The following is a 17,781-nucleotide window of genomic DNA, read 5'->3' on the forward strand; positions in this document are numbered from 1 at the left end:
CTATCTTTCATTAAATAAGTTTAACTTTTGTAACCATGCTGTTTTTCTTTCTAAGAAAAAAATATCAAGTAATAATAGAAAAAAAGCCACTCCAATAAACCATTGATATTGTGTTTGATATTCGGCAATTTCTTGTGATTCAAATTCCGATTTTTCAATAGTATCTAATACTTGTTTTATTTGCTCTAATACTTGTTTTGTATTACTTCCTTCGATATAAACTGATTTTGTATTTTGAGCAATATTTTGTAGTGTTTCAGGATTTAATTTGGTAACTACTACTTCTCCTTGATTGTCTTTTTTATATTCTGCAATTACACCATTATCTCCTTTTATTGGAATTGGGCCGCCATTGATTGTTCCTACTCCTATCGTTGCAATTTTAATTCCTTTTTCTTTTGCAATTTCACTTGCTTCTTCTGCTCCGTCTCCGTGGTCTTCTCCATCTGAAACTAAAACAATTAGCTTATTTGTATCTACAGCATCAAAATAGGTTGTCGCTAAATTAATAGCATCATTTAATGCAGTACCTTGAGAAGAAACCATATTCGTATTCATGTTTTGCAAATACATTTTAGCAATACTGTAATCTGTAGTCATAGGAAGAACAGGATAAGCACTTCCAGCGTAACCTACAATTCCAATTCTATCATTTCCTAAACTATTAATTATTTGGTTTATCAATTGTTTTGATTTTTCCAAACGACTTGGCGCTACATCTTCTGCTAACATACTCTTTGAAATATCGAGAGCAAAAACAATATCAATACCTTGTCTTTTAACAGTTTCAATTTTTGTACCTATTTTTGGGTTAACCAAAGCTAAAATTAATCCTGTTAATGCTAGCATAACGGTTATAAATTTTAATGTAGGTTTAAAAGAAGATTTTTCAGGGCTTAGTTTCTTGATCAACTCTAAATCTCCAAATTCCTTTTGTTTTTTCTTCTTCCAATATAACTGAAATAAAAATATGAGTACCAATATGGGTAATATTAGTAACAAATACAATAATATTGGTTCTTCTAATTTATGATACATTTTTTTATTTTTTAGACAAATCCTTTAAAAATAGTATTTCTCAAAGTAATTTCAATTAATACCAAAACAAAAGCTAACCAAACCAAAGGCTTAAATTTTTCATCATAATTGAAGTACTTCTTCTCTTCAATTTCTGTGGTTTCTAACTTATTGATTTCTTGGTAAATCTCTTCTAATTTCTTATTATTAGTAGCTCTAAAGTATTTTCCATCGGTAGTTTTAGCAATTTCTCTCATCAAATCTTCATCAATTTCTACTTTCATATTTCGAAATAAAAATTGCCCGTTTGAAGCTTTTGCATAGGGAAAAGGAGCCATTCCGTTAGTTCCTATTCCAATCGTATACACTTTAATACCATATTGTTCAGCAATATTAGCTGCCATTCTTGGGTCTATAGTTCCAGCATTATTAACACCATCTGTTAAAAGAATAATGATTCTACTTTTTGCTTTACTGTCTTTCAACCGATTAATTGCGGTAGCTAAACCCACTCCTATTCCTGTTCCATCCGCAATAATTGAATCATCATATTCTACTGTCTTGAGAGATTGTAAAACAACTGTTTTATCTGATGTTACAGGTGTTCTTGTATAACTTTCACCAGCATAAACCACCAGTCCAATTCTATCATTAACTCGATCATCTATAAATTTTGCAGCCACTCTTTTTAAAGCATCTAATCTGTTAGGCTTTAAATCCTTTGCTAACATACTTCCTGAAACGTCAATTGCCATGACAATATCAATTCCTTTTGTCGTTCTCGATTTTTGTGTTACATCTACACTTCTTGGCCTAGCTAAAGCTACTATAATACTACTTAAAGCTAACAATCTTAATACAAATAAAATGGGTTTTATTTTAGAAAGAGTTGTTTTACTATTTGAAAATGGAGCCAGAGAACTCATTTTAAGAGTTGCTGTGCGTATTCTTCTTGTATATAAATACCATGCAATTGCAATAGGTATGAATAAAAACAACCAAAAGAATTCGGGATGTAAAAAAGTTACATTTTTCATTTTTCAGCTGTTTTTCTTAATTCGACAGATGTAATTACTCTTTCCATGATTTGTTTCGCATATTCATCATCATTTCTATAGATTAAAAACAATTCTTGTACACCTCCTAGTTGAGAAAATACGTATAACTCATAATTCATTAATTGAGTTTCTTTACTCAAAGGGTTCATTACTGAAAAACCACCATAGGCTTTTTTACCTGTTAATCCTTTTGGGTCTTCATAGTCTTCTTCTTTAACGGTAATATTTTGTGCGCCTTGCTGTTCCATAGCTTTTAAATCATATTCTACCACTTGATTTAAATCTACTTGAGTAGTATCTTTATAGGTAGTGGTATTCAAAATAATTGAAAAATTATCTAATAAACTACCATACATGAACTTTGCATTTGACTTAACATGACTAGGCAAATTATTTTGAATGCGTTCATCTGACATACGTTTCAATACTCTAGGAGTTGAAATAATTATAGCAGGATCACCATATTCTGAAGATATCCACTCTTCATTTAACAATGATTTTGCTGTATGACCTAACCAATTGTTTCGAATGTAATCAGTTCCTTTCGTAACACCTATAAAAACAGCACCTATTAATAATAAAAAAGAAACCAAAGTAAGTGGAATACCTATTCTCTTCATTTTTTGAGAGCGATTTCTTTTGCGCTTTAATTCCTCTGTAAAGAGATTTTCCTTCTCTTCGTCTGTCCTTGGAATGGCTTTATCAATTGAAATTAAGAAAGAATCAATCATTTTTTTATCATTCTCAATCTCAAAATCTAAGGGTTTAGATTTAGCAAATTTTACTAAATCGGCATTAGCCATTACTTTTTTAAATTTATCAAGAATGTCTTGACTGATTTTTATTTTTTTATTCTTAATGGTAGTTCGCAACGTATCAAAAAGCTCATTTGAAGTGCTTTCCATTGCAGGAATTTCAACTGCTTCTTCTAAATAATATCTTGTAATATCTGTTAGTTCAGAATAATAAGCTTTGGTTTCTCCTTTTTGCCAAAGTTCTCTACCTTCTAAATTTTGTAGTTGAGTTAAAGCTTTTTCTATAGGAGAAGCAAAAAGAATTTCGTCTTCTTCATTCTTTTTGATTTGCTTCTTTTTGATGAAATAATACAAAAGTATCCCAATGCCAATAATAGCAATAATCCCTAATAAAACATATAACCAAAAATAGTCGGTAGGTTTGTCAACGGATACAACTGATTTAATGTCATACATTTGTTGTTTGAGAGTATCAACAACAACTGGATTGACTTTAATCGCAAAAGAATCTGTTCTAACTGTTTTATTATTAATAATTACTTGTAAAGGAGGAATTACATAACGTCCAGAATCAAATTGGGTTAGCCCATATTTTTTAATTAATTCTAATTTGTCGTTATTTTTTATTGAGTCTATAGGATAAGATTCTAAAACTTCAAGTTGCCCAAAAAATTGACCATCTGGGAAAACAACTTTATCTTTTTTAGATACATTCGCTTTAATAGTTAAATTAAATTGAGAACCAATTTTAATTTGAGTTGAATCTACTGTGGATTGAATTGTTTGAGAAAAAACAATTGAAGTAAATAAAAGACAAATAACTATTCTTGTAATTTTTAACATCTTAATTTCTAGCTTTAAAATAACCTAATAATTTGGTTACATAACTTTCATCAACTCTGGCACTTACTGTTCCTGCACCGCATTTTGAAAACATATCTGTAAAATATTTTACATTATCTTTATAGTATGTCTCATAATTTTGACGTACTTGTTTAGAACTTGTATCCACTAAAAATGTTTGTCCAGTTTCGGCATCTAACATGTTTACCATTCCTAAATTGGGTATAGATTGTTCTCTTTTATCATAAATTCTAATTCCTGTTAAATCATGTTTTTTAGAAGCTATTTTCAATGTATGTTCGTAATCTTTAACCATAAAATCAGAGATTAAAAAAACAATTGCCTTTTTTTTCATTACACTTGACAAAAATTTAAGTGCTTGAGCTAAATCTGTTTTTTTACTTCTAGGTTTAAACTCAATCAGTTCTCTGATTATTCTTAATACGTGAGATTTCCCTTTTTTGGGAGGGATAAATAATTCTATTTCATCGGAAAAAAGAATTAAACCTACTTTATCATTGTTTTGAGTAGAAGAGAAAGCTAGAGTAGCAGCAATTTCGGTTATAATTTCGCTTTTAAATTGGTTTACAGATCCAAAAGATTCAGAACCACTACAATCGACCATTAACATCATGGTTAATTCACGTTCTTCTTCAAAGACCTTAACATAAGGTTCATTATATCTAGCGGTAACATTCCAATCAATAGCCCTTACATCGTCTCCGTATTGATATTGACGCACTTCAGAAAAAGTCATTCCTCTACCTTTAAAGGATGTGTGATATTCTCCAGAAAAGATATGATCGCTCAATCTTCTGGTTTTAATTTCTATTTTTCTTACTTTTTTGAGTATTTCTTTTGTTTCCATTTTTTTCAGTTGTCGGTTGTCGTTTGTTAGTTGTCAGTTATACCTATAAACAGATTACAGACAACAGATAACTTTTCAACTAATTAAGGCACTTCTACTTCATTAACAATTTTATTAATGATATCTACAGAAGTTATATTTTCAGCTTCAGCTTCATATGTAATTCCAATTCTATGACGTAACACATCATGAACTACTGCTCTTACATCTTCAGGAATTACATATCCTCTTCGTTTAATAAAAGCATAACATTTTGCTGCAGTGGCTAAATTAATACTTCCACGAGGAGAAGAACCAAAGCTAATTAATGGTTTTAAGTTTTCCAATTTGTATTTTTCTGGAAAACGAGTAGCAAAAATGATATCTAAAATATATTTTTCAATTTTTTCATCCATATATACTTCTCTTACCGCTTGCTGAGCTCTCAAAATTTGTTCTAATGAAACCACTTGGTTTACCTTTTCAAAAGTCCCAGATAGATTTTGACGAATAACCATTCTTTCATCTTCCATCTTAGGATAATCGATAACTGTTTTTAGCATAAAACGGTCAACTTGCGCTTCAGGTAAAGGATACGTTCCTTCTTGTTCCACTGGATTTTGAGTGGCCATTACTAAGAATGGCTTATCTAATTTGAAAGTAGTATCACCAATAGTGACTTGCTTTTCTTGCATCGCTTCTAAAAGTGCTGATTGTACTTTCGCTGGAGCACGGTTAATCTCATCAGCAAGTACAAAATTGGCAAAAATAGGCCCTTTTTTTATGGTAAAATCATTTTCTTTGATATTGTAAATCATAGTACCAACTACGTCTGCAGGTAATAAATCAGGTGTAAATTGTATTCTACTAAAAGAACCGTGAACGGCTTGAGAAAGTGTATTAATTGCTAATGTTTTAGCAAGACCAGGAACGCCTTCAAGCAGAATATGACCTTGCCCTAAGAGTCCAATTAACAATCTTTCAATCATGTGTTTTTGCCCCACGATTACTTTATTCATTTCCATAGTAAGTAAATCGACAAAAGCACTTTCTCTTTCAATTTTTTCATTAATTGCTCTAATATCTAGAGTGGCAGTATTTTCTTCCATTTTGAGTTTATTTTGGTTCAAATTTTCAAAAAAAATTTAACAATTCAAAATTGAAAATTAATTTAGGACATCGATGTTAATATACCGTTAAAAAAATTACGCTTAAGTAATATTTAAGCGTATTTTATGATTTTGTTCTTATAGTTTTAAGAAAATAGTTAAAAAAAACAACATTTTATCTAATAATGTATTTGTAATCAGAGATTTCCGCTTAAATAAAAATCCATTAAAAAAGCACATTAAAAAATGTGCTTTTAAAAATAAAATCAAATTAAATGTTTATAATGTTTCAAAAGAATAGGTTATGGATGCATTATTACTCGCACCGTTTTTAAATTGAGTTATATTTTGTTTTCTAATAATATAATATTGATCTATTTCATCGTCAGAATCTGTTGACCAGCTTCCTTTTATTTCGTCTAAAACAGCTGTGACTGTATTAACTACAAATGGCGTCCAAACCGCGTCGCCTGTTCCTAAAGTAACACCTGTTCCTATAGCTTGTACTACAATATTAATAACTCCAGCATAATCAAAGCCAGAATCTTCTTCCATAATAATCATTGTAGCAGCATTTCTAGTATGTTCATTCCAAAAAACAAAAGGTTGTTCTGGTGTATAAACAACATTTTTCTTTTTGATATAAGGCATTTGTAAAACTCTTAAAGGCGGAACATTAGGTTCATTAAAATTTTGATCAAAATTAAATACGATGGCATAAATTTCTGGGTTTCCTTTAAACCAAGGTTCTTGAACATCTGCTAATTTTATAGCGTCGATTTTATTAAAATCTACTGCAGTAGCTTTATTATTTATTGCGGATGTTGCCATTTGATAATCAAAGCCTTTTTTCTTTAATTCTTGGTTAAATGAATTCATATTTTTTTGAAATTCATATTTTCCATGTTGATCTATAAAAAGAATTGGTTTATTGCTAGGTTCTGTAGCATCAACAGTTATTTCTTTTCCATTTATATCTACTCCTTGTAGTGTTTTTGCATTATCATCTATAGGCGCGTATAAAATTTGTAAATCAATTAAAGAAGTACTATTTATTTTTTCTTGATTAAAAACAAAACATTCTAGAATACCTTCTTTTTTTAATTCAGAGGAAATAAATTCTTCGCTATTTTTAATATTTAAATCTGAAAAAATATCTGATAATAGTATTTCATTATGATCCTTAAATTTACTATTGCTTAATAAATTTCCTCCATTGTTACTTTTTATTGCATTAGCAACATATCTAGCTAGTTGAATTTTGTCTTGAGACAAAGAATTAGAACTTTTATTATCATTTTGTACCTCTGTATCATTAGTACAAGAGAATAAAATACTCATCATTACTACGAGAGAAGATAGTCTTTTGAATTTTTTTTTCATACTTTTTAACTTTTTAAAATTATTATTTGGTTGATTTTTAAAAAAGTAAAGCTACAACACAGAAGTTTTTTAACAATATAGAATTCTTGCCTTTATTGTTAAAGTTTGTTTTGATAAGTAAAGTTATAAGTTTAATAATTTAATTAAAATATTTTGAAAGCACTCGAATAAAAATGTAAATTAGTAGCCAATAATATCTAAAAATGCTTAATAAAAGGTTGCTTATTAAAAATTTATTGGCTCATAATGATGAAAGTAGTTTTTATGATAAAAAAAGACAATTAAACTTGCACACAAAAGAAGGTAAAGCTAAGTTTTTAAAACATATTTGTGCTTTATCAAATTCTAATCCAGCAAATAATTCTTACATAATTGTAGGTGTAGAAGATGAAAACAATGAAATAGTGGGAGATGATTTTTTTGATGACAGTAAAATTCAAAACTTAGTTAACGCTTATATAGATAACCCTCCTAAAATTCAATATGAAAATATTCCTTTTCCTAATTTACCTAAAGAAAAAGTTATAGGTCTAGTGACTATTAAACCTAAAAATAAGGTTTCCACTTTTAAAAAAAACATACATACTATTTTAGCAAATACAGCATTTATTAGAAGAGGGAGTAATTCTATTCCTACAGAAGAAAAAATTCCATTTTCAAAAATTAATACAGAAACCGTTATTAGTATTGAAAATAATTCTAGGAATAGTATTGAGCATACATTAGAAGGTGTTTTGGATTTTATTAATAATAGACATAAAGATCTGTATTGTAAATATAAAGTTTTCAAAGAATTGTTTGTAGTATGTTGGGCAGGAATAAAGAAAACGAATAGAAAAACCGTCTTTTATTCAAGGGTTGATATTGAGCTTATTAATGAACAAGTAAAGCTGTTTTATTCGGCACAAGATGATGTTACTATTTCTCATGATGAAAATTCTTTTATCATTACCGAACATATTGCATTAGGCATCAATGATAATACCAGTTATTATCCGTTAGAAAAACTCACTATTACTTTTTTTGATAATGGCTATTACAAAATGAATACACAAATGCTTTTTGAACCTCCTCAATACAACAGAAAAATGCTACATCACATTTATAATTCTACTGTGAGTTTATTAAAAAAATTAGAAAAGAAGCTACCTTTATCTGAAATAGAAAATAAAGATGTTATAAAAATACCTGCTACTCTTATGATTTGTTATTTAAATAATTTTGAAGATTGTAAATTAAAATTAATCGAATCTAAAGATATTTTTAAAAACTTTCATAACCCAAAAGTCTATATCGAATTTAAAGAAGCAATGCGCATTTTAAGAAAAATGAAATACAATTAGTTATACAAATCCTTGTCTTTTTGCTTCTCTCACTATATCTTCATCTGTTCCTCCTTTGACACAAAAATAATCTTTAATTTGAGCTTTTCTTTTATCTATAGAACTTTGAGCTAAATTAATATAATTAGGTAAGTTTTTTGACAAAACACCTTGTGCTAATAATGAAATGATAGTTCTATTGTTTTCATCGAGAAAAACATTGTTTTTAACTTCTAGCATTTCTTGTATGCTCTCTTTTACCGTTTTACTAACATATTTTTCTTTATTACTAATTATCTCGAAAGCTCTTAAGAATTCTTCAGCTGTAAAATCACTCTTAACTAATAGCCCATCAGGATCAATATTAGTTTGAATATCATATAATATAAAAGCTTCCGCATGAGAAGTAAGAATCACTATTTTAGCGAAAGGATATTTCTTCTTGGCTAATAAAGCAAGATCTTGTCCAGAATTAATATTTTTTTCTTCATAAGGAGGAAGACTTAAATCTAAAAAGACCATATCAAATTCATATATATCTTCAGATTTCATCATTCTTTTGTAAGCTGATTCACAATCAAAAGCAGAAGTTACGTTAATTTCATAACCTAAATCATTATAAGACAATATACTTTTATATCCTTCAATCATTGAAGGGTGATCATCAATCATGAAAATATTTACTTTTTTAGATCCCATTTTTATATATTTTAATTGATTGGTAGTTTAATAATTATAGTTGTTCCTTTTCCTAATTCTGAATTGATATTAAATTCTCCGTTGACTGCTTCCGTTCTTTGCATCATATTTTTCATTCCTATTCCTTTTCTTGCTTTAGTAGCGTTAAAGCCATCTCCATCATCAGTTATTTGTAAAGTTACAATTTTTTCTTGTTTATCAATGTTAACATAAATATTTTCTGCATTGGCATACTTATTACAATTATTTAGTGCTTCTTGTAATATTCGATATAAATTCATTTTGATTTCTATATCAATATTCTCCCAATTGATATCCTTATCAATATCATAAATACAATTTGCAGAGTATAATTCATTTTGCTCTGTCAACAATTCGGTTAAAATAGTTTTAAAATTTCCTTTTTCAGAAAATGTATCATTACTAAGTTCGTGAGCTATAACACGTACTTCCTTTTCAATATTTTGAATTTCGTTTATATGTCCGATACACTTTTTTATGGTTTCTTCATCATTTCTTTTTGTTAGAATAAACAAATTAAGTCTTGTACTTGCTAGTTTATTCATAATTCCATCATGTAATTCTCTAGCTATTCTATTTTTTTCGACATTTTTTACTTCATCAATTTTAGTTTGTTGATCAAGCATTAGTTGATATATTTCTTCGTTTGCTTTTTGTTGTTGTTGTGTAAATAATAACTCTTTTTGTTTTGCTCTTTGAAATAAAATTATAAATAATAGTGCCCCAATGAAAGCAACTAGAATTGATACAGTAAGAATCGTTTTCTTTTGACTTGAAATTTCAAGGTTTTCATGAATTATTTCATCCGTTTCATATTCAATTCTTGCAAGCTTATTTCTTGTTGCTCTTTCAACATCATAAAGACTATCACTCAATTTGATATATTCCTTAGCATAACTCAATCCGTTTGACGGATTAATTTTAGTAAATAAATCTAGGGTCTTTAAAATTTCGTTATTATATTTTGATTCTTTTGCAAGATAATAGGCTTCATTGTTGAGTTTTAATGCCTTTGAATCATTTGAAATTGAAAGATAATATTCAGTTAAATGAATTTTACTTTTTATAATTCCTGCAATATTATTGATACTATCTCTTAAATATAATGCTCTATTTAATTCTTCAAATCCTTTATTATTATTGAGTTTAAACTTAGAGTATGCATAATTATCTAAAAGTGAGGAATATAATACAGGTTGTTTTTTTAGTAAATTTTCAATTTTCAAACCTTGAGAAAAATTTTCAATTGCCTTCTCATGTTGTCCATTGTTTTGGTAAACCAAGCCAATGTTGTTAAAAGTTTGGGCTCTAAAATCTTCATATAGGTAATTATCCTTTAGTTTTTCAATTTGTGATAAAGCCTTTTCATGATAATATAGTGCTTTTTCATAGTTACCGAGCCCAGCGAGTGAAATGCCTAAATTTCCATAACATTGATAAATAAGTAATTTATCTGATATCTTTTCTGAAATATCTAAAGCTTTAATAGTGGCTGTTTCACTTCCTAAAAAATCTTTTTCAAATCTTAGAACATAAGCTTTGTGCAGAATTGTATTAGCTAAATTTTCCTTGTCATCTATTTTATTGTATATTTTTTCTGCATTATTATAATACCAATAAGCACTATCATTTCTAGCATTTTCAAAAAAATAATCTCCTAAGTAATACATTGCTTTACCAATGGTTGCCGAATCATTACTTGCTTTTCCTAACATAAGAACTTCGTTTGTAACTTTCTTGTATTTTTCCAACTCATATAATGGAAAATACCTGTTGGCTACTTTGAAATAATTTCGTCTAGTAATAGAATCATTTTTTTGATTTTTTATAATCTCATAGGCTAAATCACCAAACCTAATTCTCATTTCTTTTGAAATAGTTTCTTTTTGGGCTAAAGAGAGGTAATTATTAATTTTTTGATTTTGTATATCAAAATCTATTTTCTCTTGATCTTTTTTAGAACAATTTAGTAAAAATAATGCTATTAAAAAGTAAAATATATATTTCAAAAAGACAGTATTAAATTATGTTGATTAACAAATTTAATAATTTCTTTTTAGACTTAGTCGTTCTTAATAATAAGTATTGGACTATAAGAATTACTTTTTCCTAAAAGAATTATTTTATCTTGTCGAATCTCTTGTTGAATCTCTAAATTTTCAGAATCTAAAGTTATTCTTAAATAAGAAATTACAAAAAACGAAATAGCTAAAAGTACACTTAAAGAACATACAACTTTTTTCATAAAGAATTATATTTAATTAATTATTATTAATCTTTTTTAGGAATTATAACGGGATCTGTTTCAACAGTCTCTTCTAAATCGTCTGAGTCAACAGAAATGTTGTTTTGATCAATTTCTGAATCATATGCATCAGTTGTGCAAGAAACAATTGATATAGAAAATGTGAAAATAATTACTAAGGTTAAAATTGCTTTTTTCATAATATTATATTTATTTTATTAATTTGAGGCTAAATTTGATTTTATTAATCTTTTTTGGGAATTATAACAGGATCCGTTTCAACAGTCGATTCTAAATCGTCCAAGTTAACAGAAATATTGTTTTGATCAATTTCTGAATCATATGCATCAGTTGTACAAGAAACGGTTGATATAGAAACTGTGAAAATAATTACTAAGGTTAAAATTGCTTTTTTCATAATATTATATTTTATTTTGTTAATTTGAGGCTAAATTTGATTTTTGTTAATCTTTCTTGGGAATAATAACAGGGTCTGTTTCAACTTCTAAATCATCGGATTGAATTGACGTATTACTTTGATCAATTTCAGTATCGTATGCATCGGTTGTACAAGAAACAGTTGACATAGAAACTGTTAAAATAATGGCTAAGGTTAAAATCTTTTTTTTCATAAGGTTATATTTATTTTTATTAATTTGAGGCTAAATTTGATTTTTATTAATCTTTTTTAGGAATTATAACAGGATCTGTTTCTATATTGTCATTAGATTGAACTGTAGTTGAATTATTATCCATCTCACTATCATAAGCATCAGTTGTACAGGAAACAACTAAGAAAGAAGATAATACTATCATTGCATAAAAAGTAATTTTTTTCATCTCACTAAGTATTAAATTTGTTTATAATTTTATTTTTGTTACTTTGACAAAAGTTAAGAGTGTTGAAAAAAATAATTTGTAACACCTTATTTTTGTTTTTTCAAAAATAAGGTGTTACAAAATTTTAATTTTACAAGTTTTCTGCCGATTTTGTTAAAGTTTCAGCATCATATCTGATTGTTTTATAATAATTTAATACAATAATGAACACATACGTTATAGGTGATATACATGGAGGATTGAAAGCTCTAGAACAAGTTATGAATAAAGTAAAATTTCAAGAAAATGATACCATTATATTTTTAGGAGATTATGTAGATGGATGGAGCGATTCTAAAGAAGTCATAGAATATTTAATAACGTTAAACCAAAAAAGAAATTGTATCTTCTTAAGAGGTAACCATGATGATTTATTACTTAATTACTTAAAAACTAAGGAATATAATAACGAATGGTTACAACACGGCGGGCAAACAACAAAAAATGCTTATTCTAATCTAAATCAAACCCTTATCAACCAACACATTGCTTTTTTAGAAGCTTTGTTACCTTATCATATTGATGAAGAAAATAGATTGTTTATACATGCTGGTTTCACTAATTTAAAAGGAGTTACCTTCGAATATTTTAAACCGCTTTTTTATTGGGACAGAACACTTTGGGAATGTGCCTTAGGACTCAACCCAGAATTAAATATTTCTGATCCTTATTACCCTAAAAGATTTAAACTATATAAAGAGATCTATATAGGTCACACACCTGTGACACTAATTGGTAAATCAACGCCTTACAATGTTGCTAATATTTGGAACATAGATACAGGTGCTGCTTTTAAAGGTGCAATAACGATTTTAAATATTCATACCAAACAATTTTGGCAAAGCCAACCTGTTAATGAGCTTTATCCAGAAGAAAAAGGAAGAAATTAACTAATATTTTTATCTTTGTGGCAAAATAAATCAAAATGAAAAAAATAGTATTATTATTAGCTTTATTCTTATTTGGAATAACTAATGCACAAGTTTTCTCTGGAAAAGGAGATAAAAAATTTCAAGTTGGAGCAAATATACAAGATCATGGAACTGGAATTATAGCTACTTATGATATGGGACTTGGAAAAAACATGTCATTTGGTTTTACCTCAACCTACTTATTAGGTGTGGAAGAAGTCTTAGGTGAAAAACCAAATTTTGACGATCGATTTGATATAAGAGCAAGATTTAATGCTAACATTGCAGATATTTTTGATGTAGAAGAAAAATTAGACATCTATCCTGGGCTTAATATTGGAGTTAAAAATTTTGGTGCTCATTTAGGATTAAGGTATTTCTTTACTGAAGGATTTGGTCTTTACAGCGAAATTCAATTCCCTATTGCTACCTATGATAATGATCCTGTAGGTTTTGAAAAATATAATAACCAATTTAATTTTTCAATTGGCACCAGTTTTAATTTATAATTATGAGTGTAATAGAAAAAAAATTAAAAGACAGAAGTGATTCTAAGTGTGAACTTTGTGGAAATGAACATGATTTATTAGTTTACAATATCCCACCTTATACAGAAGAAAACCTAAATCATTCTATTTTAGCTTGTAAGATTTGTGTTGATCAAATAGAAAAAAATACAGATCTTGATTCAAATCATTGGAGATGTCTAAATGATGCCATGTGGAATGAAAACCTGCCTGTTCAAATTGTTTCATGGAGAATGCATGCCAGATTAAAAAATATAGACATGCTCGAAATGATGTATTTAGATGAAGAATCTTTGGAATGGGCAAAAGCGACTGGTGAAGCGGATGATGATGAAGGAAAAATAATCCACAAAGATTCGAATGGTAATATTCTTCAAGACGGAGATTCTGTTGTTTTAATCAAAGATTTAGATGTAAAAGGTGCTAATTTTACTGCAAAAAGAGGTGCTGCAGTTCATAATATTAAATTAGTTTGGGATAATGCCGAACAAATTGAAGGACGTGTAGAAAATCAACACATTGTCATATTAACCCAATACGTTAAAAAAACTAAATAAAATAGAAATAAATTATTTTATTAAAAAAAGGGATTCGTAGTAACGAATCCCTTTTTTTTATACAACTATTCCCCTTGTTATAAAAGGATAATTACCTTAACAACTACTAAAAAAGCAATATCAAAAAAGGGGCTTTGACCCAATTAAAATCAGGCAACCTGCTCTTTCACAACATTTTAAATAATTTCAATTTTACAAAATCAAAATCAAGTAAAATAAACAATATTAAAACAAGAGATTATGACAACTAATGAAGAGTATGGATTAGGTTGGATGCCTGATCTTCCAGATTTTAGAGATTATTCATCTGAATCTGAAGAAGTAAAAAGTATTTTTTCAAATGCTACTATGAAATTTAATCCAGTAAGTGGAGACAGTAAAGGTGCGACTAAAAGCAACAGTAAAAGTAAAAAAACAAGTGCTTTAACCGCAAGCGCTCCTGTAAAATTAGCCAGTAGTGTAGATTTAAGAGCCTGGTGCTCACCTATTGAGAATCAGGGTCAATTAGGGTCGTGTACAGCAAATGCAGGAGTTGGGCTGTTAGAATATTACCAAAGAAGAGCGTATGGAGTCCATTTAGAGGCTTCTAGATTGTTCCTATACAAAGTCACACGTAATTTATTAAAATGGACTGGTGATACTGGGGCTTATTTAAGAACTACTATGAAAGCAATGGCTGGTTTTGGAATTTGTCCAGAGGAATATTGGCCATATAGCGATTATAAAACTGGTGCCAATGGTTCACTTAATGATCCTTTTGAAAGAGAACCGACAGGTTTTAATTATCAATTCGCCTCGAATTATAAAGCTACAACTTATTACCGACTTGACCCAGTGGGTAGTAGTCCATCCACAATTTTAACAAATGTAAAGAATTATGCAGCAGCAGGTTTTCCGTCCATGTTTGGATTTACAGTATACAATTCTATTTCCCAAGCAGGAAGTAATGGCGGTAAAATACCTTATCCAAAATATGGTGATAAAGTTGTAGGTGGTCATGCTGTTGTAGTAGTAGGTTATGACGATAATATTGTGATACAAAATGGTTACAATGGTCCAAAAACAACAGGAGCCCTTTTGATTAGAAACTCTTGGGGCACGTCATGGGGAAGTTCAGGATATGGCTACTTACCTTATGAATATGTATTAAAAGGATTAGCAGTAGACTTCTGGTCCATGGTAAGTTCTAGTTTCTTCAATACCAATAACTTTTAAACAATAATTCCTATGATACACTTAAATGTGGGTGAAACGCACCAAGTTGCATTAGAAGAAAATCCATCAACAGGATATCAATGGGAATATGAGCCAACGAATTTAACACACGTGTCCATTAACAAAATACATCTTCCAATTGAACGAAATGTAATTGGACAAACTCATGAAATTCTTTTTGAAATAACTGCTTTACAACATGGCCATGAAGTAATCACTTTTAAGTATTGTAGAGCATGGGAAAAAGATATTGAACCCATTAATTCCAAAAAAATTACTATCAAAATTAAATAAGGGAGAAGTCCGAAAAGCCCAAAAAGAGTAGGAAAAAGTCTTAAAATAAACAAATTATGGCAAATGTAACACCTCTTGGCTACCCTCATGCGGGAGCAGGAACAGTAGAAATTTTATTAGAAAACGAAGATGGAGTAGATTACACACTACTCTTTTCGCCAGATCCACATAATAATGAACTAAGAGCCGCTAATAAAGCAATGCAATTTTATTATTATCCAAAAGCACCTCGTTTAGCTAAGGAACCTGTTAAAGATGGAAAATATAAATTTTCAATGCAAATATTCAAATCTGAGGGAGATTCATCAACGGTGATTGGTGCTGAAGGTTTAGAAGAAGAAGCAGGAGGATTTACAACATTAACCTCAACCATTGATGTTCCAGAACAAGTATTGAAAAAAGCGATTGATAAGCTTAAAGAAAAATTACATACAGAATACAGAAATCAAAGACAATCCAAATTATTTGGTTTATTCTCTTTCACAAAAGGAGTTGATAGAGATTTTAATGAAACCAATGTCAGACCAATTCAATTAACTGAGAACAAAATATCCATGCACATCATTGGAAAAGATGATGAAAACTTACCTTTTGATGGACAAAATCCTTGGTCTTTCAATGTACAAGGTGATGGAAACGGAACAACATTTGGACTTGGTGAAAATGCTTTTTCAGTATTGATGGGAAGAAATAGTGCTTCTCTTGTAAAATCTTCTTTAGAAAACGGAAATAATAATTTAGTTGTTCAGAATGCTATTAAATATAAAGGATTCTTACCAACAACCATTATAAAAACCACTATTGATGTTAAAAGAGTTCACTCTTATTTTTCTGCAAAAGCAAATTTAAATGTAGGCGTTTGGGCTAGTTTGAAATGGGAACACGAATATGAAAAAATTAAAACAGAAGGCGGTATCATTAGTGAAATCTTTACCGATGAGCAGTTTTCAAATGAAGAAAGAAAAAGATACGAACAAGAATTACTAACGAAACAAAGAGAGTTTGCTTTTCAAATCTTACAAAAAGAAATATTTGACAAACCTGAGAAACAATTTACACCAGCAGAAACACCAAGTAATTCATTAGGTTTATTTAGTATTTTCACAGGAGGAATAAGTGTAGGTGTAAGTCTAAAATCGGGTAAACAAATTAGAGAACTGAAATTTGAGGACGAAATTAGATTTACAGCAGTAAATGTAATGGAAAGTACAATAAGTGGCAATCTAACACCTCTTACAACTAAATCTGGTGATGCAGCAAAAGAAGACTTAAAAAAATACATTACTGAAGTTCGACTTGATGAAGATTTCCAAAAAGTTCAAGTAATAGCTGCCTTAAACGGTGGTTTAATTAAACTAGATAAAGATGGAGACATTGCCAACGATAGTCCGGTTAGTGCTGTTTCTTTAGAAGTAGGCTATCCTGATTCGAAAGGCAATATTGTTTGGAAAAGTTCAGGAAGAATGATTGCTCCAGAAGGAAATCCTTATGTAAAAACCACTTCAAAATCAGGTAAAGAAATAGATGCTATTTTCCCAGCCACTTGGATGGATAAAACCAAAGAAAAAAATGCCTTTGTATTTGATTTTGTAAAAAATAGTACTCCAGGAAAAATCAAAATACGTCAAAATGTGATGTATGAAAAAGACAAAAGAATTAAACTAAAAGATACGGTCAACGAATATGAATTTGATGGTACCAAAGTTTTTGTACCTCTTCCTATTCAAAACATGATCAATTATACCTTATCAACCGAAGAGTTATTTGAATGTGATACTCTTGAAGTAACTCTAAAAGTAGATAAAATGGCTACTAAAAAATTCAAGTTTACTGCTGATAATTTTGAAGATATGATTCCGTACCGTGCTTGGTATGAAGCTGATTATAATATTAAACCTACAAAGTATAAAATAAAATATACTTGCAAAGGAAAAATTGGATCAAAATCTAAAAAAGTATCGGTTTCTACACCTTTCATTGAATTAGACTATCAAGAAGGAGATGTATTATTTGAAATTCCAGCTGGAACTGATGCTCAAAATAAAGATATTGAGAAAATCAGAGCAACCTTTATGGAAGAATAAAAAAACTTACAAAAG

General features: G+C 29.0%; 20 protein-coding genes. 7 read left to right on the forward strand and 13 right to left on the reverse strand.

The window, feature by feature from the left end; all coding sequences use genetic code 11:
- From HALO113_RS14045 to HALO113_RS14070, 6 genes are all read right to left on the reverse strand, one after another.
- Positions 1 to 1,038 (reverse strand): VWA domain-containing protein, encoded by a 1,038-nt coding sequence (locus HALO113_RS14045; RefSeq protein WP_159779722.1) that lies wholly within the window; start codon positions 1,036 to 1,038, stop codon positions 1 to 3.
- Positions 1,039 to 1,049: 11 nt separating this feature from the next.
- Positions 1,050 to 2,054 carry a VWA domain-containing protein gene (locus HALO113_RS14050; protein ID WP_159779723.1) on the reverse strand — a complete coding sequence of 335 codons (1,005 nt, stop codon included), beginning with the start codon at positions 2,052 to 2,054 and terminating at the stop codon, positions 1,050 to 1,052.
- Positions 2,051 to 3,673, reverse strand: coding sequence for a BatD family protein (locus tag HALO113_RS14055; RefSeq protein ID WP_159779724.1), 1,623 nt, complete (start codon positions 3,671 to 3,673; stop codon positions 2,051 to 2,053). The genes HALO113_RS14050 and HALO113_RS14055 overlap by 4 nt, the downstream gene beginning before the upstream one ends.
- Position 3,674: 1 nt before the next feature.
- Complete coding sequence (locus HALO113_RS14060) at positions 3,675 to 4,541, reverse strand: DUF58 domain-containing protein (RefSeq protein WP_159779725.1); 867 nt, start codon at positions 4,539 to 4,541, stop codon at positions 3,675 to 3,677.
- Between the two features lie 83 nt (positions 4,542 to 4,624).
- The gene (locus HALO113_RS14065) at positions 4,625 to 5,629 is read right to left on the reverse strand and encodes a MoxR family ATPase (protein ID WP_159779726.1); all 1,005 of its coding nucleotides are present in this window, start codon (positions 5,627 to 5,629) and stop codon (positions 4,625 to 4,627) included.
- A 279-nt stretch (positions 5,630 to 5,908) separates the two neighbouring features.
- Positions 5,909 to 7,012 carry a DUF3103 family protein gene (locus HALO113_RS14070; protein WP_159779727.1) on the reverse strand — a complete coding sequence of 368 codons (1,104 nt, stop codon included), beginning with the start codon at positions 7,010 to 7,012 and terminating at the stop codon, positions 5,909 to 5,911.
- Between the two features lie 203 nt (positions 7,013 to 7,215).
- Between HALO113_RS14070 and HALO113_RS14075 the strand changes: the two genes are divergently transcribed.
- Positions 7,216 to 8,355, forward strand: a complete 1,140-nt coding sequence (locus HALO113_RS14075) for an ATP-binding protein (protein WP_159779728.1) — start codon at positions 7,216 to 7,218, stop codon at positions 8,353 to 8,355.
- Here HALO113_RS14075 and HALO113_RS14080 read toward each other — a convergent pair whose 3' ends face one another.
- From HALO113_RS14080 to HALO113_RS14110, 7 genes are read right to left on the reverse strand one after another with little or no spacing between them, the layout of a single operon-like run.
- A complete protein-coding gene (locus HALO113_RS14080; RefSeq protein ID WP_159779729.1) occupies positions 8,356 to 9,033 on the reverse strand; it encodes a response regulator in 678 nt (225 codons plus the stop codon).
- 11 nt (positions 9,034 to 9,044) lie between these two features.
- Positions 9,045 to 11,063 carry a sensor histidine kinase gene (locus HALO113_RS14085; RefSeq protein ID WP_159779730.1) on the reverse strand — a complete coding sequence of 673 codons (2,019 nt, stop codon included), beginning with the start codon at positions 11,061 to 11,063 and terminating at the stop codon, positions 9,045 to 9,047.
- A gap of 53 nt (positions 11,064 to 11,116) precedes the next feature.
- Positions 11,117 to 11,299, reverse strand: coding sequence for a hypothetical protein (locus tag HALO113_RS14090; protein ID WP_159779731.1), 183 nt, complete (start codon positions 11,297 to 11,299; stop codon positions 11,117 to 11,119).
- A 26-nt stretch (positions 11,300 to 11,325) separates the two neighbouring features.
- On the reverse strand, positions 11,326 to 11,499 hold the full coding sequence (locus tag HALO113_RS14095) for a hypothetical protein (protein WP_159779732.1): 174 nt from the start codon (positions 11,497 to 11,499) through the stop codon (positions 11,326 to 11,328).
- Between the two features lie 44 nt (positions 11,500 to 11,543).
- The gene (locus HALO113_RS14100; protein ID WP_159779733.1) at positions 11,544 to 11,717 is read right to left on the reverse strand and encodes a hypothetical protein; all 174 of its coding nucleotides are present in this window, start codon (positions 11,715 to 11,717) and stop codon (positions 11,544 to 11,546) included.
- A gap of 46 nt (positions 11,718 to 11,763) precedes the next feature.
- Positions 11,764 to 11,931 carry a hypothetical protein gene (locus HALO113_RS14105; RefSeq protein WP_159779734.1) on the reverse strand — a complete coding sequence of 56 codons (168 nt, stop codon included), beginning with the start codon at positions 11,929 to 11,931 and terminating at the stop codon, positions 11,764 to 11,766.
- 46 nt (positions 11,932 to 11,977) lie between these two features.
- Complete coding sequence (locus tag HALO113_RS14110; RefSeq protein WP_159779735.1) at positions 11,978 to 12,139, reverse strand: hypothetical protein; 162 nt, start codon at positions 12,137 to 12,139, stop codon at positions 11,978 to 11,980.
- A 203-nt stretch (positions 12,140 to 12,342) separates the two neighbouring features.
- On the opposite strand from HALO113_RS14110, the gene HALO113_RS14115 reads away from it, so the two are divergent.
- The 6 genes from HALO113_RS14115 (at position 12,343) to HALO113_RS14140 (ending at position 17,766) form a co-directional block, all read left to right on the forward strand.
- Entirely contained in the window at positions 12,343 to 13,068 is a 726-nt protein-coding gene (locus HALO113_RS14115; protein WP_159779736.1) for a metallophosphoesterase family protein, read from the forward strand.
- Positions 13,069 to 13,103: 35 nt separating this feature from the next.
- Positions 13,104 to 13,598, forward strand: a complete 495-nt coding sequence (locus HALO113_RS14120; RefSeq protein WP_159779737.1) for a DUF6646 family protein — start codon at positions 13,104 to 13,106, stop codon at positions 13,596 to 13,598.
- A 2-nt stretch (positions 13,599 to 13,600) separates the two neighbouring features.
- Positions 13,601 to 14,173, forward strand: a complete 573-nt coding sequence (locus HALO113_RS14125; protein ID WP_159779738.1) for an alkylphosphonate utilization protein — start codon at positions 13,601 to 13,603, stop codon at positions 14,171 to 14,173.
- A 240-nt stretch (positions 14,174 to 14,413) separates the two neighbouring features.
- Complete coding sequence (locus HALO113_RS14130) at positions 14,414 to 15,388, forward strand: C1 family peptidase (RefSeq protein ID WP_159779739.1); 975 nt, start codon at positions 14,414 to 14,416, stop codon at positions 15,386 to 15,388.
- Positions 15,389 to 15,400: 12 nt separating this feature from the next.
- Complete coding sequence (locus HALO113_RS14135) at positions 15,401 to 15,682, forward strand: protease inhibitor I42 family protein (protein WP_159779740.1); 282 nt, start codon at positions 15,401 to 15,403, stop codon at positions 15,680 to 15,682.
- 56 nt (positions 15,683 to 15,738) lie between these two features.
- Positions 15,739 to 17,766, forward strand: a complete 2,028-nt coding sequence (locus HALO113_RS14140; RefSeq protein ID WP_159779741.1) for a hypothetical protein — start codon at positions 15,739 to 15,741, stop codon at positions 17,764 to 17,766.
- Positions 17,767 to 17,781 lie beyond the last annotated feature (15 nt).

Origin of the sequence: Flavobacterium sp. 9AF (assembly GCF_902506265.1) — a bacterium.
Lineage (GTDB): Bacteria > Bacteroidota > Bacteroidia > Flavobacteriales > Flavobacteriaceae > Flavobacterium.